The organism is Paraburkholderia terricola (assembly GCF_003330825.1).
Taxonomy (GTDB): domain Bacteria; phylum Pseudomonadota; class Gammaproteobacteria; order Burkholderiales; family Burkholderiaceae; genus Paraburkholderia; species Paraburkholderia terricola.
Genome location: NZ_CP024941.1, coordinates 667,872 through 689,277, shown reverse-complemented (window position 1 = coordinate 689,277; position 21,406 = coordinate 667,872). Strand labels below are relative to the sequence as shown.

At 61.6% G+C, this 21,406-nt stretch carries 17 protein-coding genes and 1 pseudogene; 6 read left to right on the top strand and 12 right to left on the bottom strand.

Annotation, left to right across the window (positions count from 1 at the left end; all coding sequences use genetic code 11):
- Nucleotides 1–27: 27 nt before the first annotated feature.
- The 4 genes and pseudogenes from CUJ90_RS03020 to CUJ90_RS03005 all read right to left on the bottom strand — a co-directional run bounded on the left by CUJ90_RS03020 (nt 28) and on the right by CUJ90_RS03005 (nt 2,501).
- A complete protein-coding gene (locus tag CUJ90_RS03020) occupies nt 28–300 on the bottom strand; it encodes a hypothetical protein (protein ID WP_073428125.1) in 273 nt (90 codons plus the stop codon).
- 24 nt (nt 301–324) lie between these two features.
- Nucleotides 325–448: pseudogene (locus CUJ90_RS33135) on the bottom strand (PAAR domain-containing protein); the annotation flags it as partial.
- Between the two features lie 49 nt (nt 449–497).
- A complete protein-coding gene (locus CUJ90_RS03010; protein WP_073428126.1) occupies nt 498–1,583 on the bottom strand; it encodes an Imm72 family immunity protein in 1,086 nt (361 codons plus the stop codon).
- A 192-nt stretch (nt 1,584–1,775) separates the two neighbouring features.
- A complete protein-coding gene (locus tag CUJ90_RS03005) occupies nt 1,776–2,501 on the bottom strand; it encodes an Imm72 family immunity protein (RefSeq protein ID WP_244219961.1) in 726 nt (241 codons plus the stop codon).
- 198 nt (nt 2,502–2,699) lie between these two features.
- Here CUJ90_RS03005 and CUJ90_RS03000 point away from each other — a divergent pair.
- Nucleotides 2,700–3,511, top strand: a protein-coding gene (locus CUJ90_RS03000) for an IS5 family transposase (protein WP_114161924.1) whose coding sequence is annotated in 2 segments (ribosomal slippage) — nt 2,700–3,039 and nt 3,039–3,511 — 813 coding nt in all. Because the reading frame shifts where the segments join, the coding sequence is not laid out codon by codon here.
- Nucleotides 3,512–3,839: 328 nt separating this feature from the next.
- Here CUJ90_RS03000 and CUJ90_RS02995 read toward each other — a convergent pair.
- From CUJ90_RS02995 to CUJ90_RS32280, 5 genes are all read right to left on the bottom strand, one after another.
- Nucleotides 3,840–4,946, bottom strand: a complete 1,107-nt coding sequence (locus tag CUJ90_RS02995; protein WP_073428128.1) for an Imm72 family immunity protein — start codon at nt 4,944–4,946, stop codon at nt 3,840–3,842.
- Nucleotides 4,943–6,463 (bottom strand): hypothetical protein, encoded by a 1,521-nt coding sequence (locus CUJ90_RS02990; protein ID WP_235004832.1) that lies wholly within the window; start codon nt 6,461–6,463, stop codon nt 4,943–4,945. The genes CUJ90_RS02995 and CUJ90_RS02990 overlap by 4 nt, the downstream gene beginning before the upstream one ends.
- A 37-nt stretch (nt 6,464–6,500) precedes the next feature.
- Nucleotides 6,501–9,269 carry a type VI secretion system Vgr family protein gene (locus CUJ90_RS02985; RefSeq protein WP_073428129.1) on the bottom strand — a complete coding sequence of 923 codons (2,769 nt, stop codon included), beginning with the start codon at nt 9,267–9,269 and terminating at the stop codon, nt 6,501–6,503.
- Between the two features lie 367 nt (nt 9,270–9,636).
- Nucleotides 9,637–10,779, bottom strand: a complete 1,143-nt coding sequence (locus tag CUJ90_RS02980; protein WP_159442546.1) for a GNAT family N-acetyltransferase — start codon at nt 10,777–10,779, stop codon at nt 9,637–9,639.
- The gene (locus CUJ90_RS32280; RefSeq protein ID WP_152035326.1) at nt 10,754–11,338 is read right to left on the bottom strand and encodes a hypothetical protein; all 585 of its coding nucleotides are present in this window, start codon (nt 11,336–11,338) and stop codon (nt 10,754–10,756) included. Before CUJ90_RS32280 ends, CUJ90_RS02980 begins: the two co-directional genes overlap by 26 nt.
- A 96-nt stretch (nt 11,339–11,434) precedes the next feature.
- On the opposite strand from CUJ90_RS32280, the gene CUJ90_RS33130 reads away from it, so the two are divergent.
- Together CUJ90_RS33130 and CUJ90_RS02970 are read left to right on the top strand one after the other, a co-directional pair.
- Nucleotides 11,435–11,986 (top strand): hypothetical protein, encoded by a 552-nt coding sequence (locus CUJ90_RS33130; RefSeq protein ID WP_073428292.1) that lies wholly within the window; start codon nt 11,435–11,437, stop codon nt 11,984–11,986.
- 279 nt (nt 11,987–12,265) lie between these two features.
- The gene (locus tag CUJ90_RS02970; protein WP_244219960.1) at nt 12,266–13,120 is read left to right on the top strand and encodes a hypothetical protein; all 855 of its coding nucleotides are present in this window, start codon (nt 12,266–12,268) and stop codon (nt 13,118–13,120) included.
- Nucleotides 13,121–13,214: 94 nt separating this feature from the next.
- Here the strand turns inward: CUJ90_RS02970 and CUJ90_RS02965 are convergent, their stop codons facing one another.
- Nucleotides 13,215–14,291, bottom strand: coding sequence for a glycosyltransferase family 4 protein (locus CUJ90_RS02965; protein ID WP_073428132.1), 1,077 nt, complete (start codon nt 14,289–14,291; stop codon nt 13,215–13,217).
- Nucleotides 14,291–15,544 (bottom strand): oligosaccharide flippase family protein, encoded by a 1,254-nt coding sequence (locus CUJ90_RS02960; protein WP_073428133.1) that lies wholly within the window; start codon nt 15,542–15,544, stop codon nt 14,291–14,293. The genes CUJ90_RS02965 and CUJ90_RS02960 overlap by 1 nt, the downstream gene beginning before the upstream one ends.
- A 341-nt stretch (nt 15,545–15,885) precedes the next feature.
- Here CUJ90_RS02960 and CUJ90_RS02955 point away from each other — a divergent pair, with 341 nt between their 5' ends.
- Nucleotides 15,886–17,073, top strand: coding sequence for a glycosyltransferase (locus tag CUJ90_RS02955; RefSeq protein ID WP_073428134.1), 1,188 nt, complete (start codon nt 15,886–15,888; stop codon nt 17,071–17,073).
- A gap of 119 nt (nt 17,074–17,192) precedes the next feature.
- On the opposite strand, the gene CUJ90_RS02950 is transcribed toward CUJ90_RS02955, so the two are convergent.
- Nucleotides 17,193–18,341, bottom strand: a complete 1,149-nt coding sequence (locus CUJ90_RS02950; protein WP_073428135.1) for an acyltransferase family protein — start codon at nt 18,339–18,341, stop codon at nt 17,193–17,195.
- A gap of 283 nt (nt 18,342–18,624) precedes the next feature.
- On the opposite strand from CUJ90_RS02950, the gene CUJ90_RS02945 reads away from it, so the two are divergent.
- Nucleotides 18,625–20,112 carry a hypothetical protein gene (locus CUJ90_RS02945; protein ID WP_073428137.1) on the top strand — a complete coding sequence of 496 codons (1,488 nt, stop codon included), beginning with the start codon at nt 18,625–18,627 and terminating at the stop codon, nt 20,110–20,112.
- Nucleotides 20,109–21,323, top strand: a complete 1,215-nt coding sequence (locus CUJ90_RS02940) for a glycosyltransferase (protein WP_084561378.1) — start codon at nt 20,109–20,111, stop codon at nt 21,321–21,323. Before CUJ90_RS02945 ends, CUJ90_RS02940 begins: the two co-directional genes overlap by 4 nt.
- Nucleotides 21,324–21,406: the final 83 nt, after the last annotated feature.

Below are 21,406 nucleotides of genomic sequence, written 5' to 3'. Positions count from 1 at the left end.
TTTCACCGCTTCCCGCATCCGCGACAGCTAGTCTCCAAATGGGTTGTCAGTATCCTTGACCTCGGTACTGAGGTTGTACTCCGCACGCACGGCCTTGAGCACGTCCTCGATGTCGCGGTCGAAGCCGACTGCGTTGCCGAAATGGGTCATGTTCCAGTTACATCCCGTTTTGTCAGGCTCCTGCACCTGCGGTCGCGGCACGCGAATCTTCACACCGTCCTCGACGATTGCCTGCAGTCGATGGATTCGCCGGTCAACCTCCTGCTGAAGCCTGGAGGCGTTGAGCGTCTTACGTATCATCCGGGTCTCCTTGCTGTCGGTGTTGCAAAAGACCGGGGCGCCGAGATAGGCTAGTGGGCGCCACCTCAAACGACGAGCCAGCAATCCCGTCGAGCTCCACGCCGGTGCGGTCCGTCTTATCGTCCTTCAGGATAAATCTGCGGCTCACGCTGGTCACTTCATTTTCTCAATTGAGCTGTTGGCAATGTATAAGAGCTTCACGCTCGCCTGACGAGACGCCATGTAACCCAGTGAACACGCCGCTCACCCGAACCGGGCGCGCTGGCGAGAACATCCGGCATGACCTTGCCCTTCGATGCCTCGATGCGGTGATTCTCGAAGTCTTTCGCTTCCCACGTACCCGTTACCGGGCAAATGTCGCCTGTTCGGACTTCAACTTCTCCTGCGGGTTCTTCCTGGACGCTAGCTTCTGAATCTATCCTGCGTTCGAGGAAATATTCGGATTCGTCTGGGAGGATGTCGTCCTTGTATCGGACATCTTCCCATAGAAGGCGCCAATAGGTTCCAACACGTTCCGCTCGCGCCTGTGCCTCGCTCCACTCATCGATATAAGGCGCCTTCCCTTCGGCGACCAGATAATTGAAGCAGCCATTGTTCTCTGTTTTCTTGACGCCCAAGGGTACGATGCCGAACGCCTTCTCGCGCTCCACCCTGACTGGTTCCCATATGCCATCCGTTGGCACGCGCTGCCCGGAGCGAACAATGAGGTCGGTGCCGGTCGGCACATCGGGAAGCTCGGCGGGGAAGACGGGATAAGGCAGCTCATAGAACAAGAATTTATAGGCGTCTGGATTTAAGAGACTCCCAGCGCTCGGGCAAAGGGCAGTCATATGCGGCGCATCAGGCACTTCCGTAGGCGCATACTCGCCTGGAAATTCGCTCGCGCGCATTAACTTGTGAAGCGCTTCCACGAGCGGCGGGTAGGGCGCCAGTTGCATACCTCGCTCCCAATAGTCTGAGTCCGTATAGAAGTACCGAGATATCGTGCCGGCCTTGTCGAGCGCGAGCGCAAAAGGTTCTCCCGCACGCCACACAAATCGATGACCCTTCGCGAGCTCCGACAAACCTCGGTTATAAAGGCTCAGAACCTCATAAATCCCGGGCAGTGTATCGGGGTCCATCTGCTCTGGCTGGCTCTTCGACCAGTTCTTCACTGCAGCTTCATACGAGTGCGTGAACAACTCCCAAGCATCACGCTTGCGCTTCCACAGCGAATAGCTGCTGAGCCGCTTTAGCAACCAGAAGACGCGACGCCGCACGTCGTCGTCCTGCATGTCATACATGCTTCACGCTCTCCCGAACAGCCGCCAAGTCACCCAATGCATTTTCTTTTCGCCCAGGTTATCTGCAACCATCAGGTCCGGCATCACCGCGCCTGCAGCTACGTGAATAGGCGAATCGTCGTATTTTTCTGCACGCCACACGCCAGAAACGGGGCAGATGTCACCGGTCTTAACGTCTGGAACGTCAGCAGGCTAGGCGGGCGCATCTTCGTGCTTCGCAACGAGGAAATATTGTGACTCGTCCGGAATCACCCCATCCTTATATCTCGTGTCTTCCCACAATAGACGCCAGTGAGTACTCGTGACCGCAGACTGCAAGGTGCGCGGGTCCGGCCGCCCTTTGATATTCGGCGCGTGAGTCCCTTTGACCAAATAGTTAAAGCACCCATTGTTTTCTTCCGTCCTCTCGCCGACCGATAGCGGTCCTAGCACCTTACCGCGACTAATCTTTACTGGCTCCCAAATGCCGTCGGCAGTAACCTCGTCGCCGGACTCGATTACCGGACCTTGGGGTGGAGGGATTTCCTGAAGTGAGGGGGGAAAAACAGGGTAATCCAATTCGTAGAACTGGTACTTGTAGCGGTCCTGGTCCAGAAGTAATGTCGCCGACCGCAACTGGGCAAAATTGTCGTTTGAGGCCGCAACCTCGAACGGCGCGTGCTCCATCTGGAACTCGGATGCACGCATCAATCGGGCAAGTCTATCCACCTTGGGCGGATATGGAGCCAGTTGAGCGCCTCGCTCCCAATACGACGGGTGGGGAAGGAAATACTGGCAGAGATGACAGTAGCGACCGACCGCGAGTTCCAATGGTTGACGATCTTTCCAAATGAAACGATATCCACGCGCTAGCTGTTCCAAACCCTTGTCATATAGACCCAGAATCTCGTAGATGGTCGACAGGTTGTCAGCCGGCATGTACTCCGGGTCACTCTCTGCCCAAGTTTTGACGGCGACTTCGTACTCGTTCGCAAAGGTGGCAAACGCGTCGCGCTTCCTTTTCCAGAGCGCATAGCTTGTCAGCCTCTTAGAAGCTGTTGCGAAATTAAGTTTTGGGTCTGTTAACTTTTCTGACTTGGTGTTAACTTCTTGTCTTGTTTTGCCTGACAGGAAGCAATGCCTAAAGAACTCATAGACGACGAATTGTGGTCACTCATCGAACCGCTTCTGCCCGCGCGAGCACCGCGCAATCGCCAGTACGCGGGCCGCAAACCGACGCCAGACCGAGCAGTGCTGACTGGCATCGTGTTCGTGCTGCGCTCGGGCATTGCGTGGAACCTGCTGCCGCAGGAAATGGGTTGCGGCTCAGGCACCGCCTGCTGGCGACGGCTCGTCGCATGGCAGAAGGCCGGTGTCTGGCAACGTATCCACGAAACGCTGCTGGCCGAACTGCGCCGCCGTGGCGAAATCGACTTAACGCGTGCCATCGTCGACAGCTCATCAATTCGCGCCATGCTGGCGGGAAAAAAACCGGCCCGAATCCCACGGACCGGCGCAAGCTCGGCAGCAAGCACCACCTCATCGTCGACGCGCAAGGCATCCCGCTCGCGGTCATCCTGACCGGCGCAAACCGCCACGACATTACGCAGCTCGATGCACTGGTCCAGGCCATTCCACATATCCGGGGCAAACGGGGACGTCCCCTGCACAAGCCGCAAATCGTTCAGGGCGACCGGGGCTACAGTTCCGAGCCACATCGGCAGCGCTTGCGCGAACGTGGCATCACGCCCGTGCTCGCAAAAATTGGCTCGCCCCATGGCAGCGGACTCGGCAAAACGCGTTGGCAAGTCGAGCGCTCGATTGCCTGGCTTCACTCGTTTCGACGCCTGAAGATTCGCTATGAACGCTACGCCCATATCCACGAGGCTTTCCTCTCGTTAGCTTGCGCCTTGATTTGCTGGACGCGCCTCAAGCCTTGGTTTAACTAATTTCGCAACAGCTTCTTAAGCAACCAGAAAACTTGACGGCGAGTTAAGTCATCCTGCATGTCGTATTGCTTCATCGTATATGTCACCGTTGCGTCTCGAGATTGGCGCCAGTTCTCACCCCAGCCGTCTTCACACTGTTCGTCTGCGTAACCTTGCTCTGAACTTCATCGGCCGAGAGCCGAATCGCCTCCTACGACAACACCTTCGTTCTGCAATCCCGTCGAGCATTACGCCGTTGCGGTCCGTCTTGTCGTCCTTCAGGATAACTCTGCGGCTCACGCTGGTCACTTCATTTTCCCAATTGAACTGTCGGCAATGTATAAGAGCTTCACGCTCGCCTGACGAGACGCCATGTAACCCAGTGAACACGGCGCTCACCCGAACCGGGCGCGCTGGCGAGAACATCCGGCATGACCTTGCCCTTCGATGCCTCGATGCGGTGATTCTCGAAGTCTTTCGCTTCCCACGTACCCGTTACCGGGCAAACGTCGCCTGTTCGGACTTCAATTTCCTCCACGGGCTCGTCGCGGTCCGTTGCCCCATCCGTCGGCGCACGTTCAAGGAAATACTCAGACTCGTCGGGAATAACACCGTCCTTGTATCGGTCGTCTTCCCAAAGGAGCCGCCAATGGGTACTGACCTTGTCCACCTGGCCTGTCGCCGCATGAAACTCGCCTGTTATCGCGGGCGCTCGCGTCCCAGCTACTAGATAGTTAAAGCACCCCTCGTTTTTTTCGCTTTTTGCGCCGAAAGCGATAACCCCTAGTACTTTCTCACGATGGATTTTTACGGGCTCCCATATGCCATCGACCGGAATTTCCTGCCCCGAGCGCACAATCGGCTCCGCGCCAAGGGGCACTTCTGGCAGGTTGTTCGGGAATACCGGGTACGGGAGTTGGTAAAACTCATATTTATAGGCGTCTGGGTTCAGCAGTCCCCCAGGTGATGTCCAATGTGCAGATAGGTTTGGAACATACGGCACCTCGAGAGCAGACTGCTCGCCGTGATACTCGGAAGCACGCATGAGACGATTTAGCGCCTCCACCTTCGGCGGATATGGAGCCTCCTGCTGACCGCGCTCCCAATAACGGGGGTCTGTATAAAAGTAGCTGGTGACAGTGTAGTAGTTCGTTATGGCCAACCGAAATGGCTGGCCTTCACGCCACACGAAGCGTCGACCTTTCGCCAACTCTTCCAAACCTTGGTTATACAGACTTAACGTCTCGTAGATGATTGGGAGCAGGTCTGCAGACATCTGCTCCGGGTCGCTCTTTGGCCACGTCTTGACCGCCGTCTCGTAGGCATGGGTAAACGTTTCCCATGCGTCTCGTTTTCGCGCCCAGAGCGAATAGCTGCTCAACCTCTTCAGTAACCAGAATACTTGACGTCGTGTACTGTCGTCCTGCATATCGTACTGCGTCACCGGATAGCTCACTGTGCCCGCTCCTCGTTCGCGCTGTCAACGCGTAGGCCAGCTGTCGCCTTCGCATTTGTCATCTTTGTCTGAATTTCATCACTTGCCAGCCTCCTCGTTCGCACCGCACCGTGAGTACTCGACGAGAACTTACTATAACCGTACACATCTTCAACGTTTGTCCAATGGGTAGGAAAAAAGTCCATCCTCACTCCGTCTATCACCATCGACTCTGCTTCACCCGTTTCTTTCACGCGCTTTCCGACGGTGTTAATCTCTTCGGCAAATCTTCCCATATCAATGACAAGCTGCTTGCCGCCACCCTCCAGGTATTGGGCAGGCCTCTTGATGCCGAACTGCTCGGCAATTTGACCAGCCCACGCTTTCGCCTCAGGCATACGCTTAGCGAGGTCGGCAGGGAACTGAAGGACCGCTAGAAAGCCGTTACCGTTCCACTCGTCAAGCACAGCGGCTCGCACCCGCCACTCCTCTGCGTCTTTGGGCGCTGAACCCAGCCCCCAAAACGACGGCTGGTTATATCCAGCCGCCATGCTTCCCTCTGGAGCGTGTGTGCTCGGATTCCCGAAGGCCCGATATACAGATTTTCCTGCTAAGTCATTGGCATCCATTGCGACAACTTCACCATGAAACGTGGCCAGTTTCGTGAAGACTTCCGCATCACCGGTCGCGACGGTTTTGCCCCTGCGCGCCAGAATATCCGGCCACCCCTGGTCGATTTTCGATTGATACTTGCCACGGATTGCCGCTTCAACCTTGCCCTTATCGGCGGCGCACTCCGTCGAAGCAAAACGCCCCTGGCGAATTTCCCGCGCGAGCTTGCGTTCCTCCAGATACGCCTCGGCCTCACGCCTTACCTTCGGCATGCCGCCCGTGGCAATTTCATGAATTTCGCCACGATAGACCATATTCTGGAGGGTCTTCAGTTTCGCATCGAGTTCCTTGACAGCCTTTGGAACCATCTGGTCCGCAAGATCCTGCAGAGCGCGAAACCCGTCGCCAACCCGTGCAAGTTGCGCGCGCCACATCTCTGGCAGAAGCTGTCCGACGCGCGCTTTCAGCGAGCGCTCGATAGCCAGACGCACGGTCGCACAGAAGTCTTTCACCTTGGAGAGCAACTGCGACTGGTACTTGCCGACGTCGAGCGCCTTCAACCACTGCGGCGCATCACCGTGCCCCATCCTGTTCAGGAACTGGACCACCTCGTGCAGCAGTTCCGCATCCTTTGCCGCGTCACCCGCCACCCGCAATGCAAGCCGACCAACCCCCTTGATAACTCCGCCGACAACAGGAATCAGCGCGAATACGAGAACGATGAGCAAGACCCACTGCATTACTTCCTGGCGTTTTCGGGGGTCCGAACTCATCCCTATGCTCACAGACAACAGGTCGCGCACGGCGGTTACGTCGCCCACCAGCGGAATCATGCCGATAGCCGCATCGGTGATGACCTGGCTGATAGTCTGCTTCTCGTTGAACGCGCCCTGCAGCGTCCCCCAGCACCATTGACCGACCTCCAACGAAGCGCCTTGAAGTCTTCTACGCTCCAGCTCACTGTCACGCTCCCCAGTGCTTTTGAATCAGCGAATCAATGTCGGCGTCGGACAGTTGTTCGCCTTTAAAGTCTGGATTGCTGGTCCTGTCCTTGCGGGCGTAGGAACGCGCATCCGGTCCAAGCTCGACCTTGACCGGCCCCACCGGGACATCCTCAAGTCTCATCCGTCCCTGTGCATCGAGAGCGCCCTGGCGCGTACTGCCGTCAGCCAGCGTGGCTATGTATTTCGCGCCTTGAACCGGTTCATCGTCGTGATACAGATACTGCATCGCCGTGTTGTATCTGGATGTCGGCAGCGCTGGCAGCGGGTATGTGGTGCTGGCGGGCCCGTTGAACGAATGCTGGCTCCCTTTGATGTCGATGTTGCCCGGCGCATGGATCTCGATGTTGCCGCCGGCAATGCGGATGTACGCGCCGCCCGAGGTCAACAGGATTTCCTGGTTCGCCGCTGCCTCGACTTTCTCGGTGGCGGACAGCAACCGCAGCGTCTTCTGGGTGGTCAGTTCGATGTTGTCGGAATGGGCCTGTATCTCAACCTTGCCCTTCGCGGCAAACAGTTTCATGCCGGCGTTCTGGACGAAGAGGCTGATTCGCTGGGCGACGCTTGCGACGAGCGACTTACCTGTCGCTATGTGCGTGTTCTGTCCACTGACGATATTCACCTGCTCGTCGGCCGCAACATGCGTGGAGCGTGGCGTCGACAGGGCGATGCCTGCCGGGCTTCCAAACAGCATCACCGGCTCCTTGAAAGCATTGGCGTTGCCTGTGCCCCCGCCAGCGGTGTTGCCTCCCGACGATGTTCCCGAAACGCTGTTTTGTGTCGCATCGGTAAACGCTTTCAGCGAATCATGTCCGTGCTTCAGACTCTCGGCCTGATGGGTCTCGCTGGCGCCCGACAACGCCTCCATGACGCTTTCGGAATTGATGAGCTGCTGCTGCGTCTCACGAACATCGAGCGGCTGGCTCGACGAACCGTTCGCCGGATGAGTCGACACGTACAAACCCTGACCCGCCCTCACGGCGCCGTAAGCATCGGACTTCAGGTCGAATCCACTTCCGAGGTACGAGCCGCGGATGTTTCCCGACTGCTCGATGAGATAGCCGAGATGCAAATGCGCATGGGTATTGGTCGAATACAGGTGAACGCGGTTCTGTCCGCTGGCGTCATCCATCACTAGCTGGTTGTACCCAGCGCCGCCATACTCCTTGGACTTGTATCCCGACAGCAATCCGTTTGAATGCCAGTGCGGTGACTTGTCAGAATTGAAGACCCGGCCGGAGACGATGGGGCGGTCGCAGTCACCGTCGAGGAACGAGACGATGACCTCTTCGCCGACGCGCGGTACATGAACGCCACCGTAGGCGCCGCCCGTATCCGAGTAGGCCACGCGGACCCAGCAGGACGCGTTTTCGTCACCGCTGTTCAGTCGGTCCCAGTGAAAGCGGACCTTGATGCGGTTTAACTCATCAGTGAAGACTTCGGCGTTGGCCGGCCCCGCGACCGTGGCCGTCTGCAGGCTCATCACCGGTTTGACGTGCTCGAGCGGGCTACGGAATGGAACGGTGCGGCGCTGCGCTTCAACTGCAACGAGATAAAACCCTTCGCTCCCGTCGTGGTGGGCGACAAGGAACGCCGATACCGCGCCCGCATGCGCTGCGCGCACCTGCGCGAGTTCTGTCCTGAGACTATGCGGAAAACCGGCGGTGGCCGAGACCGGCAGATTGTTCTCGATGTACCAGCGGGCCTCGATAACCGCAAACTGCCGCTGCTGTTCGCCATCCAGGTCGTGTTCCGTATGACCTTCGAGCTGGAACCACTTCCCGGCATCGATGTTCCGTACACCACCGACAGCCATGAAGCGTTTCGCTCGGGACTCCCATTCCTCCATCCGGACTTTGGACAGGTGGTCGCCGCGGTCTTGCGTTAGATGCGTGTACGCGCCGGTGTATTCATATACTTCAGCCTGGGCAGGCAGATTCCCATGGCCCGGCAGGGTGGGCACGTTGGTCGACTTTTCATCGCCAGGCGATTTGTAATCGAACGTCCTCGTAGACAACGACGAGCTATGCAGCGTGCGCGAACCTGACCACTGGACCCATGCGTCAGATGACGTATTCGTACCCGCGCGAGAGAATTGCAGGGTCTCCGGTTCGATTGGCTTTAACGAATACACATCGTCGGTGACAACGAGCGTGTGCGACTTACCATCATCGGCATGCTCGAAATAACCGAACAGGCCTTCCGACTCCATCAACCGCTGACAAAAATTCCAGTCGTCCTCGTATTGAACGCAAAACGACCGCTGCGGCAGCGGCGTTCGCAAGTCAAAGCGGAACGCGCCCTGTGCCTGAGGATGACCGTTGAAGACGGTCGACAGTATTTCATCGACCGTTTTGTCCTGAAAGATGCGCGCGTCTTTTCGGAACCGAAGGAAATGCATCCATGACGCGAAAGTAAACTGATAGGTGGTCAGGTTACCGTCAGAGCCGAGACGCCGCGCCGTATATACGTATCCATGATATGGCGCATAGGATTTGTCGGCGGTCTGAATCCAGAGGGTGACAGGCTGGGCAATCAGCGTTTTCAGTTCCAGCGAATCGCGCAATGAAACCGCATCAACCGTAAATTCAAAGTTGCGACCGATACGCGACGTTCCGATGGCCCGTTGAGGCACGAGAACCTCTGTGCCGAGCGGCGTATCCAGCTTCAGCAGCCTTTCGGTTTGATTTATGCCTGCGTTGATTGCCGAAACAAGGTCTTGCGCGCCCATCTTTCTGACCCCGGGAAAATCCAAATTTTGAAACGTCCGGAATCATATGATGAACACGAATATCGCACAATACCGCGTGTGCGTCGCGCTCTGACTGACACGCAATTCGACGTTGCGCTTTTCTTTATCGCTTCATACTGCCGCCGTTTCCGGTTGCTCATTAGCCCAAGGCCGCTCAATTGAAAACGGGAACAGCCAACACGGATTTGACGGACCAGCACAAAGATCAATCGAATTGCGCTGTTTATCCAAAATGAATAGAAAGAGAAAGGGAATGCTTGCACCGGTTGGGTACTACCGCTGAGGCAGGTACGGGTGTGGTGTTCCTGATGACGAACGTCTCGGCAATCACAACCCTCCCCCGCACTCATCCGCCCGTGCGATCCACCTCGGCATGCCGCGACGAAAGCAGGCTGACGGCGCGCCCCATCATGCCCTGAAGCTTTTTCGCGGCCATCTTTGCCCTGTAGCCCATCAACCCCCACGTGGTCGGCAAAACGAGGAACGATGAAGTCGTGTATGACGCACGCCCGCTCCACGACACCTTGTACGGCTCACTTCCGGGCGTGAAATCGACATCGAGTCCATGCTCGAATGCCCATTTCACGCCTTCGTCCAGAAGAACCGTACCGGGCGATAACTTCGCAAGCTCCATATCGTAGGTGACGGTCAGGAAGTCCACCCTTTTCGCACCCACTGCCACGATCAGGGCTGCAATGGGTCGCTGCTGATGCCAGAGTACGAATACACGCATTACACCGGCTTCGTATGTCCTGTTCAACATCAGATCGCCCCAGAACTTGTCACTGGATTCGGAAAAGACCCACTGACTGTCGATGTCCTTGACGTGCGCCCACTCGCGCTTATGGGAGACGAGCCAGTTCACCACGGAGGAGGTCCGGGCGTCGTTCCGATCGAGTACTTCGAGGTTGAAATCAATATGCTTGGCAAGCTTTCGCTTCAGATAGTCCGGGTGTTTACTCCGTCCCGGCCGCGAGCGGCAAAACGCCTCCCAATCTTCCAGGCCGCGCAGCGACGCATAGTATGTCGGCTCGATCTGTGTTCGACGGGTCGCGGCGTACGTCGTCGCGCACCGGCATAGCAGCGAGCTCGAACGGACGCGCCACAACTCCACGATATCCGCACCCGTCGACTTGAGCGCCGCATCCCACGCTAACTTCACGAGTGGCTCGCTGCCGCATTCCGGCGCAACGAGGATGTCACTGGGCGAGCGGTTCCGCGGCGCGAGCGGCGCGGCATACTTCCAGACACTATTCCAGTAGGTAACAAGCGGCCACACGAAAACAAGGCGGCCGTTTTGCCGTCCAGTGACGCAGTGAAGCTTCCGTCGCGAACCCTTTTCCTCGGCGATCAGGCTGGCATGGCAAAAAGCAAAGGATTGGAAAAACTGCCCGTCGGCAAGACGCCAGAGATCGTCCCACTCGCGTTGAAGCGCACGAAAGCGCTCGATATCGTCGACGACGTCAAACGATATGGCGTCCGCCGTCATCGTATTTTGGCGATGCGTGTGAAAGAAAGAATGAGCCGCGCTCTGTATTTTTGTTCGCGCAGTAAGGTCCATTTTGGCTCCGGTCAGTGGTTCCTGGATCGCCTCTGCATTCGTCCCCGGCAAGGGACGAAAGACTGCTTGCGCGAAGCAGACCGTGACTTGTGATTGCACGGTTATCAACTATCAGGCAACTGGCAACGATCAAGCGATACGTGCGTCGTGTGCGTCGACCCCGGACGCGCAACAGCGTGACGAACCGCTTGCCGATGTCTTCGAGGTCGATCATCTCCTGTTGCCGTCGTTCGTTGTGCGGCGTACCGCACAACGTGGCGATGAAAGTGCCGATCGCGTTCGCGCGGCATGCCGGCGACGGTTGCGCAATACCGGCATCGTCGGCGGACAACCGCGCCAGGGATTGCCCGTACGGATCACCAACCTGTCCACCTGTTTGCGCAAATATGTCGTGATTCGACTGCAGGATGGCGTTTTCTCGCGCTATGCAGCGCGTCGCGCCGGCAAGGCGCAGTGTTACGCTGAAGAAAGCAGCCTTCGCGGTCATGAGCCGCCGTTCAGCGGCAGAATCGACAGCCATCAGAACACGCCGCGAAGTGCGATTGCCTGCGAACGGCGAAACATCGCTGCGGGAGCGACTGCGATGAGAATCAGAACATATACCGTACTGACGATAATGGTGTTCAGCAGTGGCGCCTTCGGGTGGCAACCGCTCACCTATCCGATCCGAAGTCAGAGCGCGTACCAGCGCAGCGTCGACAACGCACTATGCTTCGCGGCGGCGAACAGGCAGACCAAGGTCAACATCGCTCGCGAACCGCAGATTCCGCCGCGCAAACCGCCCGCCGCCAAGTCCTCGTCGACCGGCGCGCCATCGCGGCCGCCGTTGCCTTCCAGCAGCTTTTCGTCCTCGCCGATGGGCGCGAGCATGCCGTCCGCCGCGAGCGCGGCAACGGCAACACCGGCTTCGACCACCAGGGCGGCGAGCGCCACCACCGCAAGCGCCCCGGCTACGAGCGCCGCGGCCGACGCGAACGACGGCGCCTCGGAGACAACCGCGGCCAGCGCGCCGCCAACGACTGCGGCGTCCAACGTGAAACTGCCGCCGCTGCCGGCACCGGAACCGCCGATGACACAGTATTGGGCCGCGTACGGCGCGTGCATGCAAGCTCGGGGTTACGTCGTTGCGCAGTGACCTCCGCAATAGCCCGACATGCAAGCCTCGTTGCGGTGCCTTGTTCTCTAGTTGCGGCGCCGGCCTTCGACGCCCGTTTGCGACACGGCAATGCTTAGCGACATGACTTCCGATCAACGCGATTCTCGCCAATGCGGACACTGCGGTGCACCGCTAGCCGGGCGTTTCACACGATGCCCTTCGTGCCACACGCGCGCGGCCGACTCGCTCGACTCGCTCGACTCGCGCTTTGCGCCGCCACGCTCCCTGAACGTTCCGCTGCACGATAGCTCGCCGATCGTGACCACCCCGCTGCCGGCGCGCGGCATCTGGCGTCCCGCGTCGCGCGCGCTGGTCAATCCGTACGACATCGCGGAAGAGCCCGTGGTCGCGTTGTCCGCGTATCAGAGACTGCGCGAGCCCGTTGCGATCAGCGCCTCGGCGCTGGTGGTGGCGTCCGCGGTGTACCTGGGTTTCATCCACGGCGACGATTCGAGCGTCGGAACGCCAATCGTCGTGTCCGGCAAGGTGACGATGCAAGCCGCCAAAGCGCCGATTGCCGCTGCCCGGCCGTCCGTCGTCATCGCCCAGCAGCCCGCTGCCGCGCGCGCGGTGCCCGTGCGGCCGCCGCCGGTTTCGCCGCAGGTCGCGTCACCACCGCCGCCACCGTCGCCGCCCGCGCGCCGCGTCATCGCCGCCGCGCCCGCGATAGCCGCCATGCCGCCGCCTCAGCGCACGCCCAGCACGAAAACGAACGATCAACCGGACAAACCCCGCACGGATGTGTCGAGACATCTCAAGGCCGCGCGCGCGAGTCTGGAACAGAACAATCTATCGGCGACGAAAGCGCGCCTCGCGGCGGCCGTCGCCGCACAGCCGGCCAACCGCGACGCCCTGAACCTGCGCACGGCCGTGAACACACGCGAGCAGCAGCGCGACGCGCTCCTGAATCTCGCGCGCGCCTGCGGCTATGTCTCGCGATGGGCATGCATGTGGCGCAACGCCAGCAACGCGCTGCAAGTCGACTCCAGCAGCAAGGAAGCGCAGCGGCTCGCCACGCTCGCGATGCACGAGTCCGCGTTCGAGAACACGCCGCCCGCCGAGCCCGCCGTGGAGCCCACGCTGGAGATTCGCTCCCCGAGCAACCATCATTGACGACACGCGGCATCGAGCGAGGTATTGCACGGCTTGGCCCATCACTCATCGCGCCGCCGAAAGACCATGCGGCCGCACTCACGCGTGATGCGCGCTAACGGGCCGAGACGGCGGCGAGACACACCTGTTGCGCGATCGCCCGGTAGCGCGCGGCGGTATCCCTGAGCGTCAGGCCGACGAGCGAACGCTGCGCTCGCGCTTGCCCCAATGCAACGATGACCGCATTGGCATAGCACTGCACGTCGTCGGTATCGACCAGTTGCACGCCCGGAAAGCCGTTCGCGAAGGCAAACGACGGAATCCGGCTCGCGACGATCGGCACGCCGGAAGCGAGCGCCTCGAGAAACGCCACGCTATGCGCCTCGGAGCGCGACGGCATGACGAACACGTTCGACTCCGACAACACGGTGGCGATGTCGGTGCGCGGGCCGGCCACCACGACACGTTCCGCCACGCCCAGTTGTTTCGCCAGTTCGATCACCGCGCGCTGATAGTCGGGGTCCTCGACGACGCCGTACAACACGAGGCGCGCGTCGTCCACCCGTTTGAGCACTTCGCTGAAGGCCCGCACGGTGAGAAGCTGATTCTTCACCGACGCATAGCGGCCGATCTGCACGATCTGCGGCGCGCGTCCGCCACTTTCCACGCCGTCGGTAAAGGCAAAGCGCGCGAGGTCCACGCCGTTCGGCACCACCGTCATCGCGGGATGCGGCCCGATCGCCTGCACGTAGTCGGTCAGGCCTTGCTGCGAGACGCCGATCACCACCCGCGCGCGTCCCGACAGCACATGCTCGATGCGCCGGAACAACGGGCGCTCGAAGTCGTTGGTCGCCGAGTGCATGACGTAGACGACCGGCACGCGCAACGGCAACGCGCGGGCGTAAAACGACGGAATGGTGGCATGCGCGAAGATCACATCAGGACGAAAGCGCCGCACCGCGACCAGCAGATTCCACAGCTTGCGAGCCGCGCGATGGCGCCGCGCCGGGAACCAGCACTGCACGCCGTGCCCCTCCAGTTCGTTCTGCAAGGGCACGAAGTCGGCGTGCACGGGCATGAGCGAGGCCACGCATACCGCCATGCCGTCCGCGCATTGGTCGATGGCGAGATCCTTCGCGAGCACTTCGGCGCCCGACAGGCGCGGCGCCAGAACCAGATGAAAGACACGCATCACGAAGTCCTTGCAGTCAGCGTCCTGAACAGCATCCAGGCCGCGGCACAGCCGAGCCCCAAGGTCATCGACCAGGCAATGCCCGTGACGCCCCACCAATGAACCGCGGGCGGCGCGCTCGCCAGCAACACGACCACCTGGATCGCCGAGGCATGCACGGTCGCCTTCGCGTCGCCCACCGCGCGCAGATAAGCGACCAGTACGGCGATCAGCGCGCCGATCGCCATGTTGATCACCAGGATCCTGAAGAGCGGCACCGCGGGCAGCCACGCCGCGCCGAGCAGCAGCGAGAAGAGCGGCTCGGCGACCAGCCGCAGCGCCTCGACGAACACCGCGAGGCCGACCGCGACCGCCAGCAGATAGACCTTGATGAGCCGCGCGGCACCCTGCGGATTCCTGCGATGATGCGCCGCGAAGGTGGGAAACAGGTATTGCGACATGGCGATCGCGGCGTCGGCGAGCAGCATCTGCGCGAGCCGCGACGACATCTGATAGCTGCCCAGTTGCGCCGGGCCGAGCAGCTTGCCGACCACCACCTTGTCGAACTGGTTGAGCAGCAGATTAATCACGCTGCTCGCCCAGATCCAGCGGCTGAAACCGACATACTGGCCGATGCCCGACCACACCACGCGTAGCGGCGGACGCGGCGTCATCGTCAGCCAGGTCAGCGCGCTTTTCAGGGTTTCGCCGGCCACCAGGCCGAGCAGCACCGAAACCGCGCCCACGCCGCCATAGGCGAGCGCGAGGCCGACCGAGCAATCGACGAAGGCGGCCGCCACTTCCACACCCGCGATATGCTGGAAGCGCCGCTCGCGCTGCACGACGTAGTAAGTGGGCGACGCGAGACCGCGCAACAACGGCAGCAGCGCCGCGAGTTGCAGCAGCACGAGTGAACCGTCGAGATGGAACTGGCTGTTCAGCAACGGCGCGAGCGCGACCAGCAGCAACGAAATGAGCACGCCGCGCGCGGTCAGCGTCGTCCATACCGCGCTGAGTTGCGAGCGCGTCGGCGCGTGTTCGCCCTGAATGACCGCTTGCGCGAGGCCGGTATCCGACAGCGCCTCGGCAATCGCCACCGCGAGCAGGGCCACGCTCACGCTGCCGATCGCTTCCGGTCCGAGCATCCGGCCGATCGCGAGGAATTTGACGGCCACCAGGCCGCGCACGGCGAACTGCTGCAGCAGCACCCACGTCGCCGCACTCGCGCCGAAGCTGCCCGCTACCGAGAACGCCGGAAGCCTGTTCGCCCGCAAGCTGTCTCTCCGTCGAATCGACACGCCGTTGGATCGGTCCGCGCGCAGCGATTCCACGCATCGCTGCGCACGCCGCCGGCGCATGGTTAGTTAGGTCGCGCCAGTAAGCTGGCGAATTTTTCATTGCACTGCATGCACGACCTTACCGCGAGACAATCGGCGACAACCGCCATCAGCTAGCGCGGTTCAGCCGAAGCCGTCGCGCTCCGGTACGTTGACGCACAAAGCGGGTCAAATTGACTGGGTCCGCGCGTGCCGGCGATGCTAACGTTGTTGCGCCAGCGCCGCGAGACAGCCGGCGTCCGGGCATTTTTTCCACCACGCACACGGCCTACCGAACGATGGAACAAGACTACGTCCTGATTGTCGAGCCCAATCTCACCGGCCATCGGTGGCGCTATGTCGAGTGGACCATGCAGGCTTGCGAGGAGGCCGGCTATCCGTGCCTTCTCGTGACCGTATGCGCCAACGAGGATCACCGGCTCGCGAGGCAGATCAGGGCCGCCAACCGTCCCGATCAGCAGATCGCCTTCGTCGATCCCGAAGCCCCGCGCCGCGGGCGTCCGTTCGAACGTAACCAGTACTGGCGCTTTCACCGCTATTTCAAGCGCGTGCATACGATCATCAGCCGCATGCAGAAGATCCGGCTCGTGGTCGTGCCGTATGTCGACTACTTTTTCCATGCGTTGCCGTTTCTCGGCTCGCCGTTCGGCCAGACGCCCTGGATCGGCATCACGATGCGCGCGACGTTCCATCATCACGAGGTCGGCATTAAGGCGCCCGATCGCCCGCTCGTCAATGCGCTCAAGGCGCGGCTCTTCAAGCGCGCGGTACGCTGCACCGGACTGCGCACGCTGCTGACCATCGACCCCACCTTGCCGGAATGGGCGGCGCGTCATTCGCTGGCCGGCGCGACGGTCGCCTACGTCGCCGACCCGTTTCCCGACGAGCGCGCAGAGAACCCGGTGCTCGCTCGCGAGCGGCTCGGACTGGACCCCGCGCAACGCTATCTGCTGGTATACGGCGCGATCACCGAACGCAAGGGCATTTACGAACTGGTGCACGCGCTGACGCGTCTCGAACATGCGCCCACGCTGATCGTCGCCGGCGAGCAGGACGCGGGCACGCGCCACTTCATGCGCAATCACGTGCGCAGCCTCACGCCGCCGCCGCTGGTGCTCGACGCCTTCATCTCGAACGACGTCGAGCGCGATCTGTTCTCGGCGTGCGACGCGGTGTGGCTCGGCTACAAGGGGCACTACGGCATGAGCGGCGTGCTGGTGCAGGCCTACCGCTTCGGCAAGCCGGTCATCGCCACGGAGGACGGCTTGATCGGCTGGTTCAGCCGGCGCTGCGAACTGGGACCGATCCTGAGCGATCTCAGCTCCGCGTCGATCGGCCGCGCGATCACCGAGACGCTGACCTCGTGGCCGCATGCGCGCGAGGCCGTTGCGTCCGCGCGGGAGGATCTGCTGTCACGGCATACGCTGGGGCAATTCAAGCAGACCCTGCTGCAACAGATGGCGTGATCGCACAGCGGGCGGGGCGGCAAAGGCGTTGCCCCGCACACGGTCAGGCGAAGCGTCCAAGCCGCGCGGCGGTCGGCGCGCTAGCGCAGCCGGCCGCGCCACCACCCACCACCGTCGACTCAAGACAATTGCCCACCGGCCACGGGCACTTCCTCGCGCACCGAACTGTTGCGTTTTTCCGGGAACAGCGCGTTGCGCATCATCAGGAACGGATACTCGATCGCGCGCGTGGTCACATAGCCGATCGCGATCGCCAGCGCGAACTGGAACGTGAGCGCCACGATCCAGATCAGGCTCGGTGCGAGGCCGAGTGCGCTCACCTTGCGAATCAGCATGTCGCCGGGCGCCAGCGCCAGCGAATGCCACAGGTAAATGCCGTAGGAATAGAGGCCGATCCAGGCGACCCCGCGATAGAGCCACGACGAACGCAGCGACCCGGAATACTCCAGCACGAATACGATCAACGCGGCGAACCCGATCGCCTGGATCGTGTAGCCGATGCTTTCGTCGAGCGCCAGGTTCTTCGTCGCGAACGCGAGCCATGCGCACAGCAGCACGATGCTTGCGATCAGCAGCCATTTGCGTTTCGCGAGTTGATGGTAGACGCCCGGCTTCATCCAGTAGATCGCGGAGAGAATCACGCCCACCAGCAGACTGTCGATCCGATATTGCGTGTACGCGAAGGCGCCTTCGAGATTGCCGTCCGCGACCGCGAAGCAGCGCGCGGTGAGCACCACCGCGCAAATGCCGGTGAGCACGCCGACGATCGTCCATGCGCCGAGCCGCCAGCGCGCGAACAGCAACAGCAACGCGGGCAGCACGAGATAAAAGTGTTCCTCCACCGCGAGACTCCAGGTCTGCGTGATCGACGTCCCCAGGTAGTTCTGCAAGTGCGCGAGGTTCTGGAACAGGAACGTGTTCCACGGATGCCGCGCGACCAGCAGATGAAACGCGAGCAGCACGTAATACGCGGGCCAGATGCGGAAAATCCGCCGGATGATGAAGCGCCGCGCGTCGACATGACCGGTTTCCGCATACTGTCGAAGCAGCAGGCCGCCCACCAGAAAACCGCTGAGCGTGAAGAACAGGTTCACGCCTTCGCGCCCGAAGTTCTTCAACGGATATTCGATGATCTGAATCAGCACATTGCCGGTCTGCACCGCATGAAAGTGATAGCCCATCACCGCGATGATCGCGATGCCGCGAACGAAGTCGAGTTCGATCGATCGCCCTGCTTTGGAAGGCCCCGCCCCGCCGAATAATTTCATCTTGTTCTCTCCTCTCGCCTGTCGCGGGCGCATGTCCCTTTCTGCATCTTCGGTGGCGCTAGCCGTGCGTGCGCGCCAACATCAAGGCATTGGCCGACAAGATCGGAAAGCGTGCGCGGGTCTTGCAGAGCGCGCCCTTGCCACTGTCGCCAGAACCCAGGCAATGGGCGACGAAACCGGCCACGCCAATTGGCAGGCGGGGATATTCCCGCACAATGAACCGATGTGAGACCGTTAGCAGCAGACCGACGGCGAATCGACGGCGACGGGGAGGAATCAAGCAATGCGCCATCAGTACGCAACGCCCTGGATATGGTTTTTCGTCTTACCGCTTGCGCTGGACTACAAGGCCACCGATGCGAACACGGGCCACTTCGCCCAGTTCGTCTTCGTTCTGCCCGCGATCGCCGCGGGCCTCGCCCTCGCATTGATCGCGCCGCGCTTTCACGAGCGCTCGCGGCTGCGCTCGGCCGTCACCGCGAGCGTGCTGCTCTGCGTGCTCGGCAGCGTCGTCGCTCAACTGGTTCAGGACAACGACACCGGCAATTACCTGCGCGTGCTGCTGCCGTTCGGGCTCTTCATGCTCGGCTATCTCGTCGCGTGCCGGCCGTGGAGCGAGTTCAGAATCGCGCAGTTCGAGAAAGCCGTGTTCGTCGCGAACGTGGTCAGCCTCGCCTTCACCTTCGGCTATGGCATGGCGACCGGCGGCGGCCTCGAGGACGTGCGCTATCGCATCATCTCCGTCACGCTGCTCGGCTTGCAAGGCGTGCTGCTGCATGAATTCGTCGTCGCGCGGCGCTTCAGCTTCGTCACGGTCGCGGTGTTCGCCACGAGCATCGTCATCGAATTGCTGAGCGTGACCCGCAGTCTGCTGGTCGGCACCGCGCTGCTGTTCGTGATCGCAATGGCGCTGAGCGCGCCGTCGATTCGGCAGATCTGGCGCGCGGTCGGCCGCGGCATGGTGGCGGGCGTGCTGCTGGCCGGCGTGGCCGGCATCGCGGTACTGAGCATGCCGACCGTGGCGGAACATTGGGCTCAGCGCATTTTCGCCTCCAAGGAAACCGTCTCCGGCAAGGACCCGACCACCATCACCCGTCTCGCCGAAATGCGCGACCAGTTCGACCAGGTGACGGCGTCGCCGGAAACGCTGCTGTTCGGCGAAGGCTACGGCCACTACTACCGCTACTCGCCCGCCTACCTGCCGGACCTCGCGGGCCAGATGAGCGAGAAAGACTTTTACGCGATCAACGAATGGGCCGCGGGCCATAACTTCTGGGTCTATCAATTCTTCGCGGGCGGGCTGCTGTTCGGCATCGGCATGCCGCTGGCGTCGCTTGCCGCGCTCGTGATCTGCTTCCTGTCATATCGCTACTGGCGCTCGGTCGTGCCGGACGCGCCGATGCTGCCGGTGCTCGGACGCGCCATCATGCTGTTCGCCGCGTTGCCCGCGACGTCGATCGGCGGCAATCCGCTCGGGCCGCGTTTTTCCGGGCTGATCTTCGGCATCGGCCTGGGCTTGATGATCGCCACGCACGCGCGCCTGCAACGCGCGCTGCCGGCGCGCGCGAAACGCGTGCGCAAGCCGCCGCTGATGCGCCTCGCCACGCCGCCTGACCTGCCCGGACGAATCCAACCCGGCATGGGCCGCGCCGATCTCGCGACCACGCTCGGCGTATCGCGTTCGGCAACGCACGGCGCGAGCGAATTCGGCGCGCTGGTGTCGCGCACGTCGCCCACGCAACGCTCCAACCGACCGACTATCGCCCGATGAAAATTCTCCACCTGCTTGCAAGCGTCGATCCACGCGCCGGCGGTCCGGTTGAAGGCGTTCGCCGCAGCGGCATGGCGATGCGGGACGCCGGACACGAGATCGAAGTCGCCACCTGCGATGCGCCCGGCGACGCCTACCTCGCGGCGTTTCCGTTTCCGGTGCACGTGTTCGGCCCGACCCGCAGCCGCTACAGCTATTGCAAGCGGCTCGCGCCGTGGCTCGCCGCGAACGCTGGCCGCTTCGACGCGGTCATCGTGCACGGCCTGTGGCAGTACCACGGCCTCGCCGCCTGGAAGGCGTTGCGCAAAAGCGAGGTGCCGTATTACGTGTACGCGCACGGCATGCTCGATCCGTGGTTCAAGGAAGCGTATCCGCTCAAGCATCTGAAGAAGTGGCTGTACTGGCCGTGGGCCGAGTACCGCGTGCTGCGCGACGCGCGCGCCGTCATCTTCACGACGGAAGAAGAGCGCACGCGGGCGCGCCAATCGTTCTGGCTGTATCGCGCGCGTGAACGGATCGTGCCGTTCGGCACCACCGTGCCCTCGCTAGACCCGCAGCCGCTGCGCGAAGCGTTCCTCACCGCCGTGCCCGGCCTGCGCGGCAAGCGCATCGTCCTGTTTCTCGGCCGCGTGCATGCGAAGAAAGGCTGCGATCTGCTGATCGACGCGTTCGCGCGCATCGCCAGCCGCGATCAGGCCTTGCACCTCGTGATCGCCGGCCCGGACGAAACCGGCTGGGTCGCGACGCTGCGCGCCCAGGCCGAGGCGGCGGGCATCGCGCAGCGCGTGAGTCTTCCCGGCATGCTGCAAGGCGACCTGAAGTGGGGCGCTTTTCACGCAAGCGACGTGTTCGCGCTGCCGTCGCATCAGGAGAACTTCGGCGTGGCGGTGGCGGAGGCGCTCGGCTGTGGACTGCCGGCGCTGATCTCCGACAAGGTCAACGTATGGCGCGAAATCGAGGCGGACGGCGCCGGCATGGTCGCCGCCGACACGGTAGCGGGAACGGAAAAGAATCTGCTGCGCTGGCTCGAACTCGACGACGCGGCGCGCGAGGCCATGCGCGCCCAGGCGGTCCGCACGTTCAATGCGCGCTTCAGGATCGAAACGATGGTCAGCGCGTTGACCGCCCTGCTCGAAACCCGCGGCGGCCCCGAGGACGTGCGCGACAACCCGCTCGCCGCGCTGCACGAAGCCACGCAGCCGAGCCGCTGATCCGCTGATCCGCTGATCCGCTGATCCGCTGATCCGCTAATTCACGCGAGCTTGCCTCGCCTCATCGAATCTCGCAGCAGTCC